At 74.2% G+C, this 17,409-nt stretch carries 12 protein-coding genes; 9 read left to right on the forward strand and 3 right to left on the reverse strand.

The features are described 5' to 3' along the window. The first annotated feature begins 169 nt into the window (after positions 1-169). Positions 170-3,073, forward strand: a complete 2,904-nt coding sequence (locus ABEB06_RS27110) for a glycoside hydrolase family 48 protein (RefSeq protein ID WP_345699506.1) — start codon at positions 170-172, stop codon at positions 3,071-3,073. 183 nt (positions 3,074-3,256) lie between these two features. Further along, a complete protein-coding gene (locus ABEB06_RS27115; protein WP_345699507.1) occupies positions 3,257-4,729 on the forward strand; it encodes a S8 family peptidase in 1,473 nt (490 codons plus the stop codon). 93 nt (positions 4,730-4,822) lie between these two features. Here the strand turns inward: ABEB06_RS27115 and ABEB06_RS27120 are convergent, their stop codons facing one another. Both ABEB06_RS27120 and ABEB06_RS27125 read right to left on the reverse strand, forming a co-directional pair. Continuing rightward, positions 4,823-6,013, reverse strand: a complete 1,191-nt coding sequence (locus tag ABEB06_RS27120; protein ID WP_345699508.1) for an FAD-dependent monooxygenase — start codon at positions 6,011-6,013, stop codon at positions 4,823-4,825. Between the two features lie 60 nt (positions 6,014-6,073). Next, positions 6,074-6,970 carry a HipA family kinase gene (locus ABEB06_RS27125; RefSeq protein ID WP_345699509.1) on the reverse strand — a complete coding sequence of 299 codons (897 nt, stop codon included), beginning with the start codon at positions 6,968-6,970 and terminating at the stop codon, positions 6,074-6,076. Positions 6,971-7,091: 121 nt separating this feature from the next. On the opposite strand from ABEB06_RS27125, the gene ABEB06_RS27130 reads away from it, so the two are divergent. After that, positions 7,092-7,529: an SRPBCC family protein gene (locus ABEB06_RS27130; protein WP_345699510.1), complete on the forward strand. Its 438-nt coding sequence runs from the start codon at positions 7,092-7,094 to the stop codon at positions 7,527-7,529. Positions 7,530-7,588: 59 nt separating this feature from the next. On the opposite strand, the gene ABEB06_RS27135 is transcribed toward ABEB06_RS27130, so the two are convergent. Then, entirely contained in the window at positions 7,589-9,163 is a 1,575-nt protein-coding gene (locus ABEB06_RS27135; RefSeq protein WP_345701881.1) for an IS1182 family transposase, read from the reverse strand. 198 nt (positions 9,164-9,361) lie between these two features. On the opposite strand from ABEB06_RS27135, the gene ABEB06_RS27140 reads away from it, so the two are divergent. From ABEB06_RS27140 to ABEB06_RS27165, 6 genes are all read left to right on the forward strand, one after another. After that, positions 9,362-10,525, forward strand: coding sequence for a glycosyltransferase (locus tag ABEB06_RS27140; RefSeq protein WP_345699511.1), 1,164 nt, complete (start codon positions 9,362-9,364; stop codon positions 10,523-10,525). Positions 10,526-10,823: 298 nt separating this feature from the next. Next, a complete protein-coding gene (locus ABEB06_RS27145) occupies positions 10,824-12,326 on the forward strand; it encodes a sugar transferase (RefSeq protein WP_345699512.1) in 1,503 nt (500 codons plus the stop codon). 4 nt (positions 12,327-12,330) lie between these two features. Next, complete coding sequence (locus ABEB06_RS27150) at positions 12,331-13,656, forward strand: O-antigen ligase family protein (RefSeq protein ID WP_345699513.1); 1,326 nt, start codon at positions 12,331-12,333, stop codon at positions 13,654-13,656. Further along, positions 13,653-15,380 carry a lipid II flippase MurJ gene (locus ABEB06_RS27155; protein WP_345699514.1) on the forward strand — a complete coding sequence of 576 codons (1,728 nt, stop codon included), beginning with the start codon at positions 13,653-13,655 and terminating at the stop codon, positions 15,378-15,380. Before ABEB06_RS27150 ends, ABEB06_RS27155 begins: the two co-directional genes overlap by 4 nt. After that, on the forward strand, positions 15,370-16,161 hold the full coding sequence (locus ABEB06_RS27160) for a polysaccharide deacetylase family protein (protein ID WP_345699515.1): 792 nt from the start codon (positions 15,370-15,372) through the stop codon (positions 16,159-16,161). Before ABEB06_RS27155 ends, ABEB06_RS27160 begins: the two co-directional genes overlap by 11 nt. Further along, positions 16,158-17,375 (forward strand): glycosyltransferase, encoded by a 1,218-nt coding sequence (locus ABEB06_RS27165; protein ID WP_345699516.1) that lies wholly within the window; start codon positions 16,158-16,160, stop codon positions 17,373-17,375. The genes ABEB06_RS27160 and ABEB06_RS27165 overlap by 4 nt, the downstream gene beginning before the upstream one ends. The last annotated feature ends 34 nt before the right edge of the window (positions 17,376-17,409 follow it).

Consider the following 17,409-nt stretch of genomic DNA (forward strand, 5'->3'; position numbering starts at 1 on the left):
GGCAAAAATGGGCGCGCTCCCACAGGCCCGCCCCGAACCATAGCCACGGTCAAGGGAGTTGCCAACACCAAGTCCTGCGCAATCTCTTGACAGCCGCTGACCGCCTCCCGATATTTGGGAGCGCTCCCACAGTTCTGGTTCCCCCACACCCCACCCGACTGGAGCCGTCATGTCCCCACCGCGCGTCTCCGCGCTGACCGCCGCGCTGGCCCTCCTGGCCGGCGGACTCACCACCGCGATCGCCGTTCCGGCCTCCGCCGCCGCCCTGCAGTGCACCGTCGACTACTCGGTCAACGACTGGGGCAGCGGCTTCACCGCCAACGTCGCGATCAACAACAAGGGCACCGCCGCGATCAACGGTTGGACGCTCGCGTACGCCTACACCGGCAACCAGACGCTGTCCGGTACCGGCTGGAACGGCACCTGGTCGCAGTCCGGCAAGAACGTCTCGGTCACCAACGCCGCGTACAACGGGACGATCGCGGCCGGCGGCTCGGTCTCCGCCGGGGCCAACTTCGCGTACAGCGGCACCAATGCCAAGCCGACCGCGTTCTCGGTCAACGGCACCGCCTGCACCGGTGCCCACGCGGCGCCGGTCACCGTGCTCACCAGCCCCTCCGCCGGGGCGAGTTACGCGGCCGGGGCGGCCATCCCGCTGACCGCCACGGCGACCACCAGCGACGGCGCGACCGTCTCCAAGGTCGAGTTCTACGACAACACCACCCTGATCGGCACCGCCACCAGCGCGCCGTACAGCTTCAGTTGGACCGGTGCCGCCTCCGGCAGCCACTCGATCTACGCCAAGGCGTACGACAGCCTCGGCGCCTCCAGCGAGTCCACCCCCGCGGGCATCACGGTCGCCGCCGGGCCGCAGATCACCGCGACCCCGGTGAGCCTGTCGGTCACCCAGGGCAAGACCGGCACCTTCACCCTGAAGCTGTCGTCCCAGCCCGCCGCCAACGTGACCGTCACCACCGCCCGTTCGGCCGGCAACACCGGCCTGAGCGTCACCGGCGGCGCGACGCTGACCTTCACCCCGGCGAACTGGTCGACCCCGCAGACCGTCACGCTCACCGCGGACGCGAGTTCGACCGGCTCGGCGACCTTCACCTCCTCCGCCACCGGCTACACCGCCTCCAGCGTGTCGGTGACCGAGCTGGCCGCGGGCACCGGCGTGTACAACGACCGCTTCCTGCAGCTCTACAACAAGATCAAGGACCCGGCGAACGGCTACTTCTCGCCGGAGGGCATCCCCTACCACTCGGTGGAGACCCTGCTGGTCGAGGCCCCCGACCAGGGCCACGAGACCACCTCCGAGGCGTACAGCTACCTGCTGTGGCTGGAGGCGCAGTACGGACGCGTGACCAAGGACTGGTCGAAGTTCAACGCGGCGTGGACGCTCATGGAGACGTACATGATCCCCACCCACGCCGACCAGCCGACCAACTCCTTCTACAACGCCTCCAAGCCGGCCACCTACGCGCCCGAGCGGCCGCTGCCCAGCGACTACCCGGCCGCCCTGGACACCTCGGTCACCGCCGGCCAGGACCCGATCGCCGGCGAGCTGAAGAGCGCGTACGGCACCGACGACATCTACGGCATGCACTGGCTGCAGGACGTCGACAACGTCTACGGCTACGGCAACTCGCCCGGCAAGTGCGAGGCCGGACCGGCCGACACCGGCCCGTCCTACATCAACACCTACCAGCGCGGCGCGCAGGAGTCGGTGTGGGAGACCATCCCGCAGCCCACCTGCGACAAGATGGTCTACGGCGGCAAGAACGGCTACCTGGACCTGTTCGTCAAGGACAGCTCCTACGCCAAGCAGTGGAAGTTCACCGACGCGCCGGACGCCGACGCGCGCGCCATCCAGGCCGCGTACTGGGCCGACACCTGGGCCAAGGCCCAGGGCAACGGCTCGCAGGTCGCCACCACCGTCGCCAAGGCGGGCAAGATGGGCGACTACCTGCGGTACTCGTTCTTCGACAAGTACTTCAAGAAGATCGGCAACTGCGTCGGCCCCTCCACCTGCGCCGCCGGCACCGGCAAGGACTCCTCGCACTACCTGCTGTCCTGGTACTACGCCTGGGGCGGTGCCACCGACACCAACGCCGGCTGGGCCTGGCGGATCGGCGACGGGGCCGCGCACGGCGGCTACCAGAACCCGATGGCCGCCTACGCCCTGGTCAACGACGCCGCGATGGCGCCCAAGTCGGCCACCGGCAAGGCCGACTGGACCACCAGCCTGGGCCGCCAGGTCGAGTTCGTGCAGTGGCTGCAGTCCAGCGAGGGCGCGATCGCGGGCGGTGCCACCAACAGCTGGGACGGCAGCTACGCCACCCCGCCGGCCGGCACCCCGACCTTCTACGGCATGTACTACGACGAGGCGCCGGTCTACCACGACCCGCCGTCCAACCAGTGGTTCGGCTTCCAGGCCTGGGGCCTGGAGCGGGTCGCCGAGTACTACTACGCCAGCGGCGACACCCGGGCCAAGGCCGTCCTGGACAAGTGGGTGACCTGGGCGCTGGCCAACACCACCTTCAACGCCGACGGCAGCTACCGGATCCCGTCCACGCTCGCCTGGAGCGGCAAGCCGGACACCTGGAACGCCACCGCGCCGGGCGCCAACACCGGCCTGCACGTGTCGGTGGTCGACTACACCCAGGACGTCGGCGTGGCCGGCTCCTACGCCAAGCTGCTGTCCTACTACGCCGCAAAGTCCGGCAACACCGCGGCGAAGACCGCCGCGCAGAAGCTGCTCGACGGCATGTGGGGCAACAACCAGGACGCGCTGGGCATCTCCGTCCCGGAGACCCGCACGGACTACAGCCGGTTCAAGGACTCGTTGTCCGTGCCGTCCGGCTGGACCGGGACCATGCCGAACGGCGACCCGATCAGCTCCGCGTCCACCTTCCTGTCCATCCGCTCCTGGTACAAGAACGACCCCGCCTTCGCCAAGGTCCAGGCCTACCTGGACGGCGGCGCGGCGCCGGTCTTCACCTACCACCGCTTCTGGGCGCAGGCCGACATCGCCACCGCGATGGCGACCTACGGTGAGCTCTTCGGGGGCTGACGCCCCACCAGATAGACCCGGGTGCCCGGTCCGGCCTGACAGCGGACCGGGCACCCGTCCATGTGTCGAAAACGTGTGCACGACCCTTGCGGCGGATAACGAGCGTTCACTAGCGTCCGATCAACTCACGTGTCCCTGTCACCACACCGGGACGCACGACGAGACTCGGGAGGGTCAACCCCTATGAGTGTTCCTCGGATACGCCGGACCCGGATCGCGGCGGCCTGCCTCGCGCTCGCCACCGCCGGCGCCATCGCCCTGCCGGCCGGCACCGCCGCGGCGGCCCCCCAGGGCGCCCAGGCGGCCGGGCCACTGCTCAGCTACGTGGTCAACACCAAGGCCAACCACGGTCAGGTCCAGAAGACCGAGCGCGAGATCGCCGCCGCGGGCGGCACCGTCGTCGCCTCGTACGAGCAGATCGGCGTCGTGATCGCCCGCTCGGACGACCCCGGCTTCGCCGCGGCCCTGCGCAAGTCCAACGCGGTGCAGTCGGTCGGCGCCAGCCGGACCAAGGGCATCCTCGCCACCGAGATGGACTCCGCGGTCGAACGGGTCGCCACTCCCGCCGCCGCGCCGTCCGACGGCAGCGAACCGCTCTGGGCCAACCAGTGGGACATGCGCCAGATCGGCGTCGACCGCGCCCACCAGACCTCCCTCGGCAGCCGCAACGTCGTGGTCGGCGTGCTCGACTCGGGCGTCGACGCCACCCACGAGGAGCTCGCGGCCAACGTGGACCCCTCGCTCTCCGCCTCCTGCCTCAGCGGCAAGGCGGACCAGACCTGGGCCGCCTGGCAGCCCACCACCAGCGACCACGGCACGCACGTCGCCGGGACGATCGCCGCCGCCAAGAACGGCAAGGGCATCGAGGGCATCGCGCCGAACGTGCGGATCGCCGCGGTGAAGGTCGTCGACGACGGCGGCTTCATCTACCCCGAGTACGCGATATGCGGCTTCGTCTGGGCCGGTCAGCACCACTTCAACGTGACCAACAACAGCTACTACATCGACCCGTGGCTGTTCAACTGCGCCGGCGACCCCGACCAGGCCGCCGTGATGACCGGCGTCCGGCGCGCGGTGGAGTTCTCCCGGCAGGGCGGCGTGCTCAACGTCGCCGCGGCGGGCAACGAGAACTACGACCTCGCCCACAAGACCACCGACACCTCCAGCCCCGACGACACCACCCCGGTCGAGCGGCAGATCGACAACGACTGCCTGTCGCTGCCGACCGAGCTGCCGGGCGTCGTGGTCACCACCTCGGTGGGCGTGAAGGGCGACAAGTCCTACTACTCCAGCTACGGGCTGGGCAAGGCGACCGTGGCCGCCCCCGGCGGCGACCGCCGCTTCCAGATCCCGGACACCCCGGACCAGAACGGCCGGATCCTCTCCACCGTGCGCGGCGGCTACGCCTACATGCAGGGCACCTCGATGGCCTCCCCGCACGCCGCGGGCGTCGCCGCGCTGCTCGCCTCCACCCACCCGTGGGCCGGCCCGGACGCGCTGCGCGCGCTGCTGATGGCCCAGGCTGACGCCCACGCCTGCCCGGCGAGCTTCGACCCGACCGGCGACGGCGCCTACAAGGCCACCTGCGAGGGCGTCACCGCCTACAACGGTTTCTACGGCGCGGGCATCATCAACGCCGCCAAGGCCGTCCGCTGACCCTGGTCACCGGGGGCGCGGGGACCCGCGCGACCAGCCGCCCACTCCCGTGGGCCCGGCTGCGAGCCGCGGTCCCCGCGCCCTTCGTCGCGTCTAGCGCCGGCCCGGCGAGAGCAGCGCCACCCCGCCCGTCTGCCCGCCCGTGGTGCTCCACCACGCGTCCAGCGCCGCCTGGTCCAGGGCGGCCCAGTCCGGGGTCTGCTGGACCAGCGCGCGCCCGAGGCTCCGGCCGAGGCCGAGGATCGCCTTCCCGACCGGCGCCCGCTTCGCGTCGTACGCCGCCAGCGCCGCGTCCAGGCCGCCGTCCGGGCGCAGCGCCTCCTCCAGCACGGCGGCGTCCTGCAGCGCCTTGATCGCGCCGCTGCCGGTGTGCGGCCGGGCTATCGCCGCGGCGTCCCCCAGCAGCACCAGCCGGCCCCGCGCGACGTGCTCGACCGCGAGGTCGTAGATCGGCTGGACGAACGCGGCCTCGGCGGGCGTCCGCCGCACCGTCTCGCGCCAGAACGGCGGGAAGTGCCGGTCCATCAGATCCTGCTGGAATTCCCGCAGTTCGTCGGTGAGCTCGCGTCCGGGCGGGGTGTCGGCCGCGCCCGGCGGCGTGGCGTAGAGGACCCAGTTGACGTCCACCCCGGTCGCTCCGGGGATCCGGTAGATGATCATGTGCCCGCCGGGGTACACGATGGTCGGCGCGTCCCGTTCGGGGAAGGCCCCGGCCGGCCCGGGCAGGTCGGCGGCGGGCAGGGTGCCGCGCCAGGCGACGTAGCCGCCGTACTCGGCCTCCAGCCCGGGGTACATGGCGCTGCGGACCGTCGAGCGGTAGCCGTCCGCGCCGACCACCAGGTCGAAGCGCTCCTCGGTGCCGTCGGCCAGCCGCACCCGCGCGCCGTCCGGCTCGGGCAGCACCTCCGTGACGGCGGTGCCGGTCCGGTGGTCCACGGCGTCCGGCAGCCGGTCGCGCAGGCCGCTCCAGAGCGAGCTCCAGCCGTACGCGCGGAACGGGAACTCCAGGGCGCCGACCGTGCGTCCGGCCCGGTCCTCGCCGTCCCGGACGATCCACGGGCGGCGTTCCATCGGCAGCCACGGCATGCCGGCGTCCAGGTGCCCGGCCGCCTCCAGCTCCGCGTACCGGTCGTTGTGCAGGACCAGGCCGACGCCCCGGTCCTGGAGCCGCTCGGCGCTCCGCTCGAACACCACCACCTCGGTGGCGCCCGCCCGCCAGGCGGCGAGTGCCGCCGCACACCCCGCGATGCTGCCGCCGACCACGGCCACCCTGCCCCCGCGCATTCGTTCCCCTCGGATCGTCCGAAAACCTGAACGAGTATCGGGGGCGGACCCGCCCCGGGGTCAATCCCCGACGTGTCGGCTCCAGTCCTGCTCGACGGAGGCGAGGCCGGCCCGGTTGGGCACCTGCTTCAGCCACGCCGGCCGGCCGGCCAGGGTGGCGGCGGCCTTCCGCTCCTCGGCGGCCCGCAACTCCTCGGGGGTGGCGAAGCAGGTCGGCAGCCAGTGCGCGGACCCGGCGGCGCGGGCCGCGAGGTGGCCCACGTACGCCTCCCGGACCTCGTCCGGGGAGCCGAAACCCGGTTCGTCGGCCAGCCACGCGTCCGGGACCAGCGCGACCACCTCGCGCAGCAGTTCGGCCGTCACCCGGGGTGCGAGCTCGCGGTCGGCGGCGGCCACGTCCGGCCCGTGCGCGCCGAGCGCGTGCCCGCTGAGGTCGTACGCCTTGAGCAGCGAGGCGCGGGCGCCGGACCAGCGGTGGTGGAAGATCAGCCCGGCGCCGTTGTCGATCAGCCAGAGCCGGCCGTGCCAGACCATCAGGTTGGGGTTGTGGACGGTGCGGTCGACGTTGCCGGTGAGGGCGTCCAGCCAGACGATCCGGCCGGCCTCCGACGGCGCGACCTCGATCATGCCGGGGCGGAAGTCGCGGGCGCCGGGCAGCAGGTCCATGCCCAGGTTGACGCCGCGGCTGGCCCGCAGCAGGTCCTGGATCTCCTGGTCCGGCTCGGCGGCGGCCACCGCCGGGTCGAAGTCGACCAGCACCAGCGGCGGCACCCGCAGCCCGAGCCGGCGGGCCAGTTCACCGACGATCACCTCGGCGATCAGCGCCTTCAGGCCCTGCGCGGCGCCGGTGAACTTCACCACGTAGGTGCCCAGGTCGTCGGTCTCCACCACGCCGGGCACCGATCCGCCCGCCCGCAGCGGGTCGACGTACCGGACGGCGGTCACCTTTTCGAGCATCCGGCCACTCTAGCCCGAGCGGCCCGGGCGACCCGGGCCCCCGGTTTGGCGGCGTCCGGGCGCGGTGGTTGGCTTGGACCCGAGACGGGGCACCGAAGGAACGAGCGAGGAGAGTCCACTGATGGGCAAGGTGTACGCGACCACCGAGCGGGTCTACCAGGCCGCGCCGACGCGGGTGTACGAGGCGCTGGCCGACTACACGGGGACCCGGCCGAAGATCCTGCCCGCGCAGTACAGCGAGTACGAGGTGCGGGCCGGCGGCACCGGCGCGGGGACGCAGGTGCACTGGAAGCTCCAGGCGACCGAGAAGCGGGTGCGGGACTGCCTGTTCACCGTCTCCGCGCCCAGCCCGGAGAAGCTGGTGGAGACCGACGCCAACTCCTCGATGGTGATCACCTGGACGGTGTCGGCGGTCGGTGAGGCGCAGGCCAGGGTCACCGTCGAGGCGAGCTGGACCGGCGCGGGCGGCATCGGCGGCTTCTTCGAGCGCACCTTCGCGCCGAAGGGCCTCAACCGCATCCACGACCAGGTGCTCGCCAACCTGGCCGACCAGCTCTAGAAGTCTGATGAAGATCTTGGCATTGGGAGGGCTGTCCCGGTTGGGGCGGCCCTTCTGCGCTATGTGGTGGTGGGGGTGATGGTCCAGGTGTGGCGGGTGCGGGTGAGTCCGAGGTTGATCAGTCGGCGGAGGTTGAGTGCGGCGGCGCGGTTGTGGAGCCAGGTGTCGTTCCTCAGGACGCCTCGGTAGGGGACGCGGCGGTTGGCCTGTGCGGTGAGCCAGGCAATGGCGCGTTCGACCGGTGGCCGCCAGCGGCGGTATTCGGCCTGCCAGTCGGGGTCGGCTGCCTGGTCGCGGGCGGCTTTCAGGCGGTCGTAGTGGGCGTGGACCTGGAATGCTCGGCCGGTCTTGGAGCGGGTGCACCGATCGCGCAGGGGACAGTCGGTGCAGAGCTTCTTGAACTGGGCTGCCCGGGCGCCCTTGGCATCCGGGCGGCCGAGGGGTTTGGTGTGGCCGGCGGGGCAGGTGACGGTGCCGGCGTGGGTGTCGACGTGGAAGTCGTCGCCGGTGAAGCCGCCGGGGACGGCCTGCCGCAGTGGCGGGGGCTTGATGATCAGGGTGTGGCCGTCGTCCTCGAGGGCTTCGCGCAGGTCGCCGGTGCCGTAGGCGGTGTCGCCGAGGACGGTCAGGGTCCCGGTCTCGTCGGCGAGCAGGTCCTGGGCGACGGCGGCCTCGTGGTTGTCCGCTCCGGTGCCGGCGGTGAGGGCGACCTCGGTCAGCAGACCGGTCTCGGGCTCGAACGCGGCGTGGGCGCGGAAGCCCTCCTGGTGGCGGGTGCGGTTCTTGTGGATGTGCCGGGCCTCGGGGTCCACCGTGGACACGATGCGGTCGCGGGCGGTGCCGCGGGCGATCCGCCATCGGCCGTCGCGTCCGTCGGAGCCGTCGGCGACCTCGACGTCCTGACCGGCGACCAGGGCCAGCAGTCCGACGGCGTCCGCGGCCTTCTCGTCCAGTGGCCGTTCGGGCAGGCGGCCCAGCAGGTTCAGCGCGTCGGTGACCAGGGCGTCCACCAGTGCGGTGCGGGCGGCCTCGTCACTCCAGGCGATGCGGGGCTTGCCCGGGTCGGTGTAGTCGTGGGCGGTGCACCACGCGGCGGCGGTCCGCTCCGCGTCGGGGACGTCCCGGATCACCCGGCGGATCGCGGCGATCAGCTGGGTGACGGTGTCCTGGGTGGCCACCGCGTCGTCCAGCACGGTGGAGTCCAGCGCCCGCCGCTGCCTGCCCCTGAGCACGCCGGTGGCCGCCACCACCTCCTTGACCCGGGCGAACAACCGGTTCGGATCCGGTGAGCGCTGCAGCCGGCGCCGGAAGTAGGCCAGCAGCGACGGGTCGAACGCGGTGTCGTGCAGGCCGAGCCCGCACGCGGCCTTCCACCGCAGGTCGCACCGCAACTGCTGGACCGTGTCGACGTCCGACAGGCCGTGCAGGCTCTGCAGGACCACGGCCGCCGCCAGGACCTGCGGCGGCATACTCGGCCGCCCGTTCCTCGACGGATACATGTCCGCGAACATCGAGCCCGGGAACAGGGCCTCCCGGTGCTCGGCCAGGAACGCGAACACACTCCCGGCCGGGATCAACTCCCGGCAGGTCTCCCACACATCCGGCCCGACCAACTCCCCAGCCCATTCCCCCATCGCCACGAAACGAGTCTGGCCCCACCGCACACGCGACGAGGCCAGAACCCAACATCTTCATCAGACTTCTAGCCCGGATCGGCGGCGCGGGGGCGTCCCACGCCCCCGCTGTCGCTCGTGCGAGTGCACCCGTTCCCCGGGACGGGTGAACGCGGGGACCTGCGGCACTGACGCGGATCTAGGCTCCGCCGGGTGCAGATGACGATCCTTCACGTCTCCCAGCCCGTCGACGGCGGTGTCGCCCGCGTGGTGGTGGACCTGGTCAAGGGCCAGCGCGAGGCGGGGTGCCGGGTGCTGGTGGCGTGCCCGCCGGGCGGACGGCTGACGGCGGAGGCGCTGGCGGCCGGCGCCCGGGTGCTGGAGTGGCCGGCGGAGCGCTCGCCGGGGCCGTCCACCGCCGCCGAGTCGCTGCGGCTGCGCCGGATCGTCCGCGGCGCCGCGCCCGACGTGCTGCACCTGCACAGTGCGAAGGCGGGCCTGGCGGGCCGGCTGGCGGCCCGCGGTTCGGTCCCGACCGTCTTCCAGCCGCACGCCTGGTCCTTCGCCGCCGTGGAGGGCCGGCTCGCCGAGGCCTCGCTGCGCTGGGAGCGGTTCGCGACCCGCTGGGCGGACCGCGTGCTGTGCGTGAGCGAGCAGGAGCGCGCGGACGGCGTGGCGGCGGGCCTGGAGGCCCGCTGGCAGGTGGTGCCGAACGGGGTGGACCTCCGCCACTTCGCGCCCGCGGACTCCGCCGCGCGCCGCCACGCGCGGATGGTGCTGGGCCTGGACCAGGCCGCGCCGCTCGCGGTCTGCGTGGGCCGGCTGTGCCGGCAGAAGGGCCAGGACGTCCTGCTGGACGCGTGGCCGCGGGTGGTCGGGCGGATCCCGGGTGCCCGGCTGGCGCTGGTCGGCGGCGGGCCGGACGCGGCGGCGGTGGCGGAGCGGGTCCGGGCGCTGCCGGAGCCGTCCCGGGTGCGGCTGGCCGGGGACGTGCCGGATCCCCGGCCGTGGCTGGCGGCGGCGGACCTGGTGGTGCTGCCGTCCCGCTGGGAGGGGATGGCGCTGGCCCCGCTGGAGGCGATGGCGGCGGCCCGCCCGGTGCTCCTCACCGACGTGCCGGGGGCCCGTGAGTGCCTGCCGCCGGCACACCGCCCGGTGGCCCTGGTCGCGCCCGGTGACCCGGTGGCGCTGGCCGAACGGATGTCCGGGATCCTGGGCGACCGGATCGAGTGCGAACGACTCGGCGCGGCGGCACGGGAACACGTGTCGGAACATCATGATATTCGCGGCGTGATCACCCAGGTGGACGGGCTCTACCGGGCCCTCGCGCGCCGGGTGGAGGTCCCGGCGAGCCGCGGGAGCCGTGTCCCGCAGCGGTTCTGATCGTTTGTCAGGCAGAGGATGCTCGCCCCGTGACGGTGCGGCCATGTTTCCGAAAGTCTGATTAATGGGCGGGTGGAATGAAATGGCAAGTCGACTTCCGGCAATGGCGGCAGTGTTCGGTACTGTCTGATTTTGCCTGCTCCATTCCCATTTTGAAAGACAAATGGCGGATCGCCACCACGGCAGCAGGTGCTTACCTGGACCGCGTCCACCGGGCCGGGGTCGCCGCGCCGGTACCACCTGTCCGGCTCCGGCTGTCCCGCCCCGGCGGGTACACAGCAGGGGAGTTCGTGCGCTGATGACCATTGACCACGAGAGTGTGCCGAGGCCGGGCAGACCCCTGTCGAGCCCGCCCCGGACGGCGACACTGGACCGGCCGACGGGGTCCGCGCCCGCCCGGCCCGCCGCCGCCCCCGGCCGCCACCGCAGGCGGCTGCACTCCCGGGTCGCGCTGCCCGGCGGCCTGGTCGTCGCGGACGTGGCGGCCGCCGCCGGCGCGGCCGCGCTGACCGCGCCCGCCGCCGCCCACCCGCTGGCCGCCGCCGCCCTCCTGCTGCCCGTCCTGGTGCCGCTCAACCTGGCCGGCGGCCTGTACCGCAGCCGACTCACCCTCTCCGCGCTGGACGAGTTCCCGGCCCTCGCCGCCCGCGCGGTGGTGGCGACCGCGGTCGTGGTCACCGTCGGCGCCTGTCTGGACGGCGGCTGGCCCGCGCTCGACCCGAGCGGTCCGCGCGGCGCGCTGCGCCTGGCCGCGCTGCTGGCCGGCGTGCTGCTGTTCGCCCTGCTCGGCCGCGGGTTCACCTACCGCCTCGCCCGCCGGGCCCGGCGCCGCCGCCCGAGCCCGGTGCTGGTGCTCGGCGCGGGGCAGCTCGGCCAGCGGATCGCCGCGGTGCTCAGCGAGCGCGCCGAGTACGGCATGCGCCCGGTCGGCTTCCTCGACCCGGATCCGGTGCTGCTCCCGCCGGGCAGTCAACTGCCGGTGCTGGGCGGCCGGGAGGCGCTGCACAAGGTGGTCCGCCGGCACCGGATCCACCACGTGGTGGCCACCGAGGGCGCCACCGACGAGGCGGAGACCGCCGCCTCGCTGCGGCTGGCCGCCAGGCTCGGCTGCCAGGTGTGGCTGGTCCCGGCGCTGCGCGAGTACGGCTCGGTCAGCCGCTTCCCGGTCGACCACCTCTACGGCTTCCCCTGCCTGCGGCTGGACCGGCCGGCGCTGCGCCGCCCGACCTGGCTGGTCAAGCGGGCGCTGGACGTCACCGCCGCCGGGCTCGGCCTGCTGCTGATCTCCCCGGTGCTGGCCGCGTGCGCGCTGGCGGTCCGCTTCGACACCGGCCCCGGGGTGCTCTTCCGCCAGCAGCGCACCGGCCTGGACGGCAAGGTCTTCACCGTCCTCAAGTTCCGCACCCTGCGCCCGAGCGACGAGCACGAGTCGGCGACCCGCTGGAACATCTCGCACGACCACCGGATGGGCGCGGTCGGCCACTTCCTGCGCAAGACCTCGCTGGACGAGCTGCCGCAGCTGTGGAACGTGCTGCGCGGCGACATGAGCCTGGTCGGCCCCCGGCCGGAGCGCCCGTACTTCGTGATGCGGTTCGGCCAGGCGTACCCCGAGTACGCCGACCGGCACCGCGTCCCGGTCGGGCTGACCGGCCTGGCCCAGGTGAACGGCCTGCGCGGGGACACCTCGATCGAGGACCGGGCCCGCTTCGACAACCGCTACATCGAGAGCTGGAGCCTGTGGCAGGACGCCAAGATCCTGCTGCGCACCGCAGCCCTGATGCTCCACCCGGACGGGAGCTGAACCGGTGGCCCTGACCCTCACCCGGCCGTACGCGCCGAGCGTCCCGCGCCGCGCCGCCGCCATAGTCGCGGCCCGGCCGAGCCTGCTGGCGGCCGCCACGGTGCTCCTGGTCTGCGTGCCCACCGGCGAGAAGGACGTCACGGCCGCGGTCCACGTCACCGCGGCGGACATCGCCTCGCTCGCCCTGGTCGGGCTGACCGCCCTGGACCTGCTGCGCGGCCGCACCCCGCGGCTGCCCGCCGCCGTCTGCCTGCTGTTCGGCGGCATCGTGCTGGCCGCCGCCGCGGCCACCCTCGGCTCGATCGACCCGACCGCCAGCGCCACCGGCTTCGTCCGGCTGACCCAGGTGTTCGTGCTGGTCCCGGCGGCCGTGCTGTGCTCGCTGCGGGACCGGCTCGACCAGCGGATCGTGCTCGGCTCCTTCGTCGCCGCCGCGCTGGTCCAGGGCGTGGTCGGCGCCGACCAGTACCTGACCCGCACCGGCGCCTCGTACACCGGCCAACCGATCCGCGCGGTCGGCACCTTCGGCGCCCTGGACGTCATGGCGATGTCCACCGTCGTCTCGTACGGGCTGCTCGCCGCCCTCGCCCTGGCCCTGGCCGAGCGCGGGCCCGGCGGCAGCGCCTGGCTGCGGCGCGGGATGTTCGCGGCGGCCGCCTTCCTGACCTTCCCGCTCGCGGTCTCCTTCAGCCGCGGCAGCTGGATCGCCTGCGCGGCCGCCGCGACCCTGCTGCTGCTGCGCGCCGACGCCCGGCTGGCGGTCCGCTCCGCGGTGATCGCGGCCGCCGCCGCGGTGGTCCTGGTCGGCGGCCTCGGCCTCGGCGGGGACGGCGTCACCGCCCGGCTCAGCTCGATCGGCTCGGTCTCCGCCGCGCCCGACCAGTCGGTCTCCGACCGCTACGACCTGTGGGCCACCGCCGGCCGGATCTGGCAGGACCACCCGGTCACCGGCGCCGGCCCCAAGGCCTTCCAGCAGCTGCGCGACAGCCACGCGCCGCTGCGGCTCTCCTCCGGCAGCGACGCCGCGGACTCCACCATCGGCTTCACCCGGGAGCCGCTGCTCTCCCCGCACAACATGTACTTCCTGGTGCTGAGCGAGCAGGGCCTGGTCGGGGTGGTCGCCTACCTGGCGCTCTTCCTCGCGCTGCTGATCGGCTGCCTGCGCCGCGCGGCCGGCGCCGGACTGGCGGCCCTCGCCCTGCTCGGCTGGGTGCTGGTCGACTTCCTGTACGCCGACATCGGCGGCACCACCACGGTACTGACCTCCCTGGTGCTCGGCCTGGCCGCCCGCACGGCGCTGCCCGGCTCCGACGAAGGACGAGCCGCATGACCACCGAACAGCCGCTCGCCGCACCACCGTTGACCCCGCACCTGCCGCAGCAGCCGACCGGCGACGGTGGTGGGCCGCCGGCCGCCCGCCGCGGGTTCCTGGCCAAGGCCTTCGGCGTCACCGCGCTGCTCAGCGCGGCCGGATCGGCCCTCGGCCTGCTCCGCGACCTGCTGCTGGCCCGCTACTTCGGCGCCAACCAGGGCACCGACGCCTTCCTGGTCGCCTGGACCGTCCCGGAGACCGCGGCGCCGCTGCTGATCGAGGACGCGATGGCGTTCCTGATGGTCCCGGCCTTCAGCCTGGCCCTGGTGCTGCGCGAGGAGCAGCCCGAAGGACCGGACCCGGTCCGGCAGTTGGTGAAGGCCACGCTGCCCTGGATGCTGCTCGCGCTGAGCACCCTGTCGGCCGGGGCCGCGCTCGGCGCCCCGCAGCTGGTCGAGCTCCTCGCCCCGGGGCTGGCCGACCCGGAGCTGGCCGTCACCTGCACCCGGATCACCGCCTTCACGGTGCTGCCGTTCGGCGTGGCCGGGTACCTGGCCTCCGCGCTGCGCGCCCACCACGGCTTCACCGCGCCGGCCACCATCTACGTCGCCTACAACCTGGGCATCCTGGCGCTGCTGCTGACCTGCCACCAGCTGTGGGGCGTCAAGTCGGCGGCGCTCGGGGTGGCCCTCGGCAGCCTGCTGATGGCCGGGGTGCTGATCGTCCCGTTCCTGGGCCGGCTGCACTCGGGCAAGCGGCGCAAGGCGCACCGGCGCGGCCCGGTCGACCGCCGGCTGGTGCTGATGCCGCTGGCGATGCTGCCGGTGGCCGCTTTCACCCTGACCCGGCAGGCCCAGGTGTTCATCGAGCGCTACCTGGGCTCCGGGCTGCCGCCGGGCACCATCTCGCACCTCAACTACGCCACCAAGGTCTCCCAGCTCGCCATGACCTCGGCCATCCTGGTCGTCACCGTGACCTTCCCGGTGGTGGCCCGGGCACTCGCCGCGGGCGACCCGACGGCCGCCCGGGACCGGGTGGAGAAGGACCTCGGCCAGGCCTCCGCGCTGGTGCTGATGGGCACCGCCTTCCTGATGGCCTGCGCGCCCTCGGTGGTGGCGCTGCTCTTCCAGCGCGGGGCCTTCGGCGCGCACGACACCGCCGCCACCGCCGCGGTGATCCGGGTGTACAGCTTCGGACTGCCCGCGCAGGCGCTGATCGGCGTGATGGTCCGCCCCTACTTCTCGGTCCGCCCGGTCGTCCGCCGCGCCGACGACCCGGACACCGAGGACGGCGGCCGCCGCCTCCTCGACTGGTACCCGGTCGCCGCGATGGCCCTCGGCCTGCTGGTCACCGTCGCGGTCGGCCTGGCCGCCGCCCCGCGCTTCGGCGCGCTCGCGCTGGCCGCCGGCAACGCCGCCGGCATCACCGCCGCCGCCGCGCTGCTGCTGCGCGGACTGCTGCTGCGCGGCATCGCGCTGCGGCTGCCCGCGGTGCTCGGCGGCCAGGCCCGGCTGCTGGCCGCCGCCCTCGGCGCGGCCGCGCTCGGCGCGGTCGCCGCCGCGCTCACCGCGAACCCGCTGCTCTCCACCCTGAGCGGCGGCGTCACCGTGGTGCTCGCCTTCGCCGCCCTCGGCGCCGCGTTCGGCGCCGCCGAGGTACGCGGCCCCGTCCTCGCCCTGGCCCGGGCGCTCAGCCCGCGCGCCACCCGAGCCGCCGAAGGGATCTCGTCACATGGACGCTGACCTCGCCAGCCTGCCGGCCCAGGCCGCAGGGCCCAGGGCGGCGCCCTGGATCCTGATGTACCACTCGGTCGCCGACGAGGAGGAGGACCCGTACCTCCTCACCGTCAGCCCCGAACGCTTCGCCGCGCAGATGGCCTGGCTGCACCGCACCGGCCGGCGCGGGGTGAGCGTCCGGGAGCTGCTCGCGGCCCGGGCGGCCGGCGAGGACGCCCGGCTGGTCGGCCTGACCTTCGACGACGGCTACGCCGACTTCGCCCGGCACGCCGTCCCGGTGCTGCGCGAGTACGGCTTCACCGCCACCGCGTACGTGGTGCCCGACCTGCTCGGCACCGAGAACGGCTGGGACGTCGAGGGCCCGCGCAAGCAGCTGCTCACCGTCGACCAGGTCACCCAACTCGCCTCCTCCGGCTGGGAGATCGGCTCGCACGGGCTCGGCCACCAGGCGCTGCCCGGGCTGCCCGCCGAGGTGCTGGCCCGGCAGACCCGGGAGAGCCGCCGCGCCCTGGAGGAGCTGGTCGGCGGTCCGGTGACCGGCTTCTGCTACCCGTACGGCGCGATCGACCTGCCCGCCACCCTGGCGGTGCGCGACGCCGGGTACGAGTACGCCTGCGCGATCCAGCACTCCGAGCTGACCGGCCGGTTCGCCCTGCCGCGCTGCTACGTCGGCGACCGGGACGGCGCCTGGCGGCTGCGCGCCAAGCACGGCCGGCACCGCTGGCGGGACGCGCTCACCGGGCTGCGCCACAGCGGAGTGATCGGCCGGCGCGGAGGCCTGCGGTGAAGGTCCTGCACATCGTCACCGGACTCGCCGCCGGCGGCGCCGAGCGCCAGCTCCTGCTGGTGCTGCGCCACCTGCCCGAGCGGCACCGGTGCGAGGTCGCCACCCTGACCAACCCCGGCACGGTCGCCACGGCGCTGCGCGCCGAGGGCTTCACCGTCCACGACCTGGCGATGCGCGGCAACCGCGACCTCGGCGTGCTGCCCCGGCTGACCCGGCTGGTCCGGGCCGGCGGCTACGACCTGGTGCACACCCACCTCTACCGCGCCGGACTGTACGGCCGGCTGGCCGCCCGCCTCGCGGGGGTGCGCGCGGTGGTCGCCACCGAGCACTCGCTGCAGGCCGGGGTGATCGAGGGCCGCCCCACGACCCGGGGCGTGCGCGCCCTGTACCTGGCCGCCGAACGGCTCGGCTCGGTCACCGTCGCCGTCTCCGGGCAGGTCGCCGGGGTGCTCGGCGACTGGGGCGTGCCGGCCCGCCGGGTGGTGCTGCTGCCGAACGGCATCGAGGCGGCGCGGTACGCCCTGCCGGCCGACTCCAGGGCCGCCGTCCGGCAGAGCCTGCGGACCGGACTCGGGCTGCCGCAGGAGGCGTTCGTGGTCGGCGCGGTCGGCCGGCTGGTCCCCGGCAAGCGCTTCGGGGTGCTGCTGGAGGCGCTCGCCGGGCTGCGCGCGGCGGCCGCCCCGCACCCGGCTCCGGGCGAGCCCTGGCTGCTGCTGGTCGGCGCCGGGCCCGAGCTCGCCGCGCTGGAGCGGCAGGCCGAGCGGCTCGGCGTCCGGGACCGCCTGGTGCTGCCCGGCGAGCGGGACGACGTCCCGGAGCTGCTCACCACGATGGACGTGCTGGCCTCCCCGTCGGCCGAGGAGACCTTCGGCCTGGCCGCCCTGGAGGGCCTGGCCGCGGGCCTGCCGGTCCTGCACTCCGCCTGCCCGGCGCTGGACGACCTCCCCGCCGACGCCGCCCCGCAGGCCCGCGCGCTGCCCTCCGCCGCCGCCGCGTACACCGCCGCGCTCGCCGACCTGATGGGCCGCCGCCCCACCCCCCTGCCCCGGCCCCCGGCCGTCGCCCACTACGACATCACCCGCATCGCGGCCGAACTCGCCGCCCTGTACGACCGCTTCGACCGCACGGGCCGGCCCGTCCCGCCCGCCCGGCGCTCGCCCGCGACCGTCCCGCAGCCGTCGCCGGCCCGGTCCGGCCCGCCCGGCGGGCCCTGAGGCCCGGGGCCGCGGGGCGCCGCCGACGCGTCCG

Source organism: Kitasatospora terrestris (genome assembly GCF_039542905.1).
GTDB classification, from domain to species: domain Bacteria; phylum Actinomycetota; class Actinomycetes; order Streptomycetales; family Streptomycetaceae; genus Kitasatospora; species Kitasatospora terrestris.

Coding starts and splice junctions, on each gene's coding strand:
- ABEB06_RS27125 (WP_345699509.1), bottom strand. CDS start 6,970: ATGCTCGAAAAGGTGACCGCCGTCCGGTACGTCGACCCGCTGCGGGCG.
- ABEB06_RS27155 (WP_345699514.1), top strand. CDS start 13,653: ATGACCACCGAACAGCCGCTCGCCGCACCACCGTTGACCCCGCACCTG.
- ABEB06_RS27130 (WP_345699510.1), top strand. CDS start 7,092: ATGGGCAAGGTGTACGCGACCACCGAGCGGGTCTACCAGGCCGCGCCG.
- ABEB06_RS27160 (WP_345699515.1), top strand. CDS start 15,370: ATGGACGCTGACCTCGCCAGCCTGCCGGCCCAGGCCGCAGGGCCCAGG.
- ABEB06_RS27140 (WP_345699511.1), top strand. CDS start 9,362: ATGACGATCCTTCACGTCTCCCAGCCCGTCGACGGCGGTGTCGCCCGC.
- ABEB06_RS27110 (WP_345699506.1), top strand. CDS start 170: ATGTCCCCACCGCGCGTCTCCGCGCTGACCGCCGCGCTGGCCCTCCTG.
- ABEB06_RS27135 (WP_345701881.1), bottom strand. CDS start 9,163: ATGGGGGAATGGGCTGGGGAGTTGGTCGGGCCGGATGTGTGGGAGACC.
- ABEB06_RS27115 (WP_345699507.1), top strand. CDS start 3,257: ATGAGTGTTCCTCGGATACGCCGGACCCGGATCGCGGCGGCCTGCCTC.
- ABEB06_RS27145 (WP_345699512.1), top strand. CDS start 10,824: ATGACCATTGACCACGAGAGTGTGCCGAGGCCGGGCAGACCCCTGTCG.
- ABEB06_RS27120 (WP_345699508.1), bottom strand. CDS start 6,013: ATGCGCGGGGGCAGGGTGGCCGTGGTCGGCGGCAGCATCGCGGGGTGT.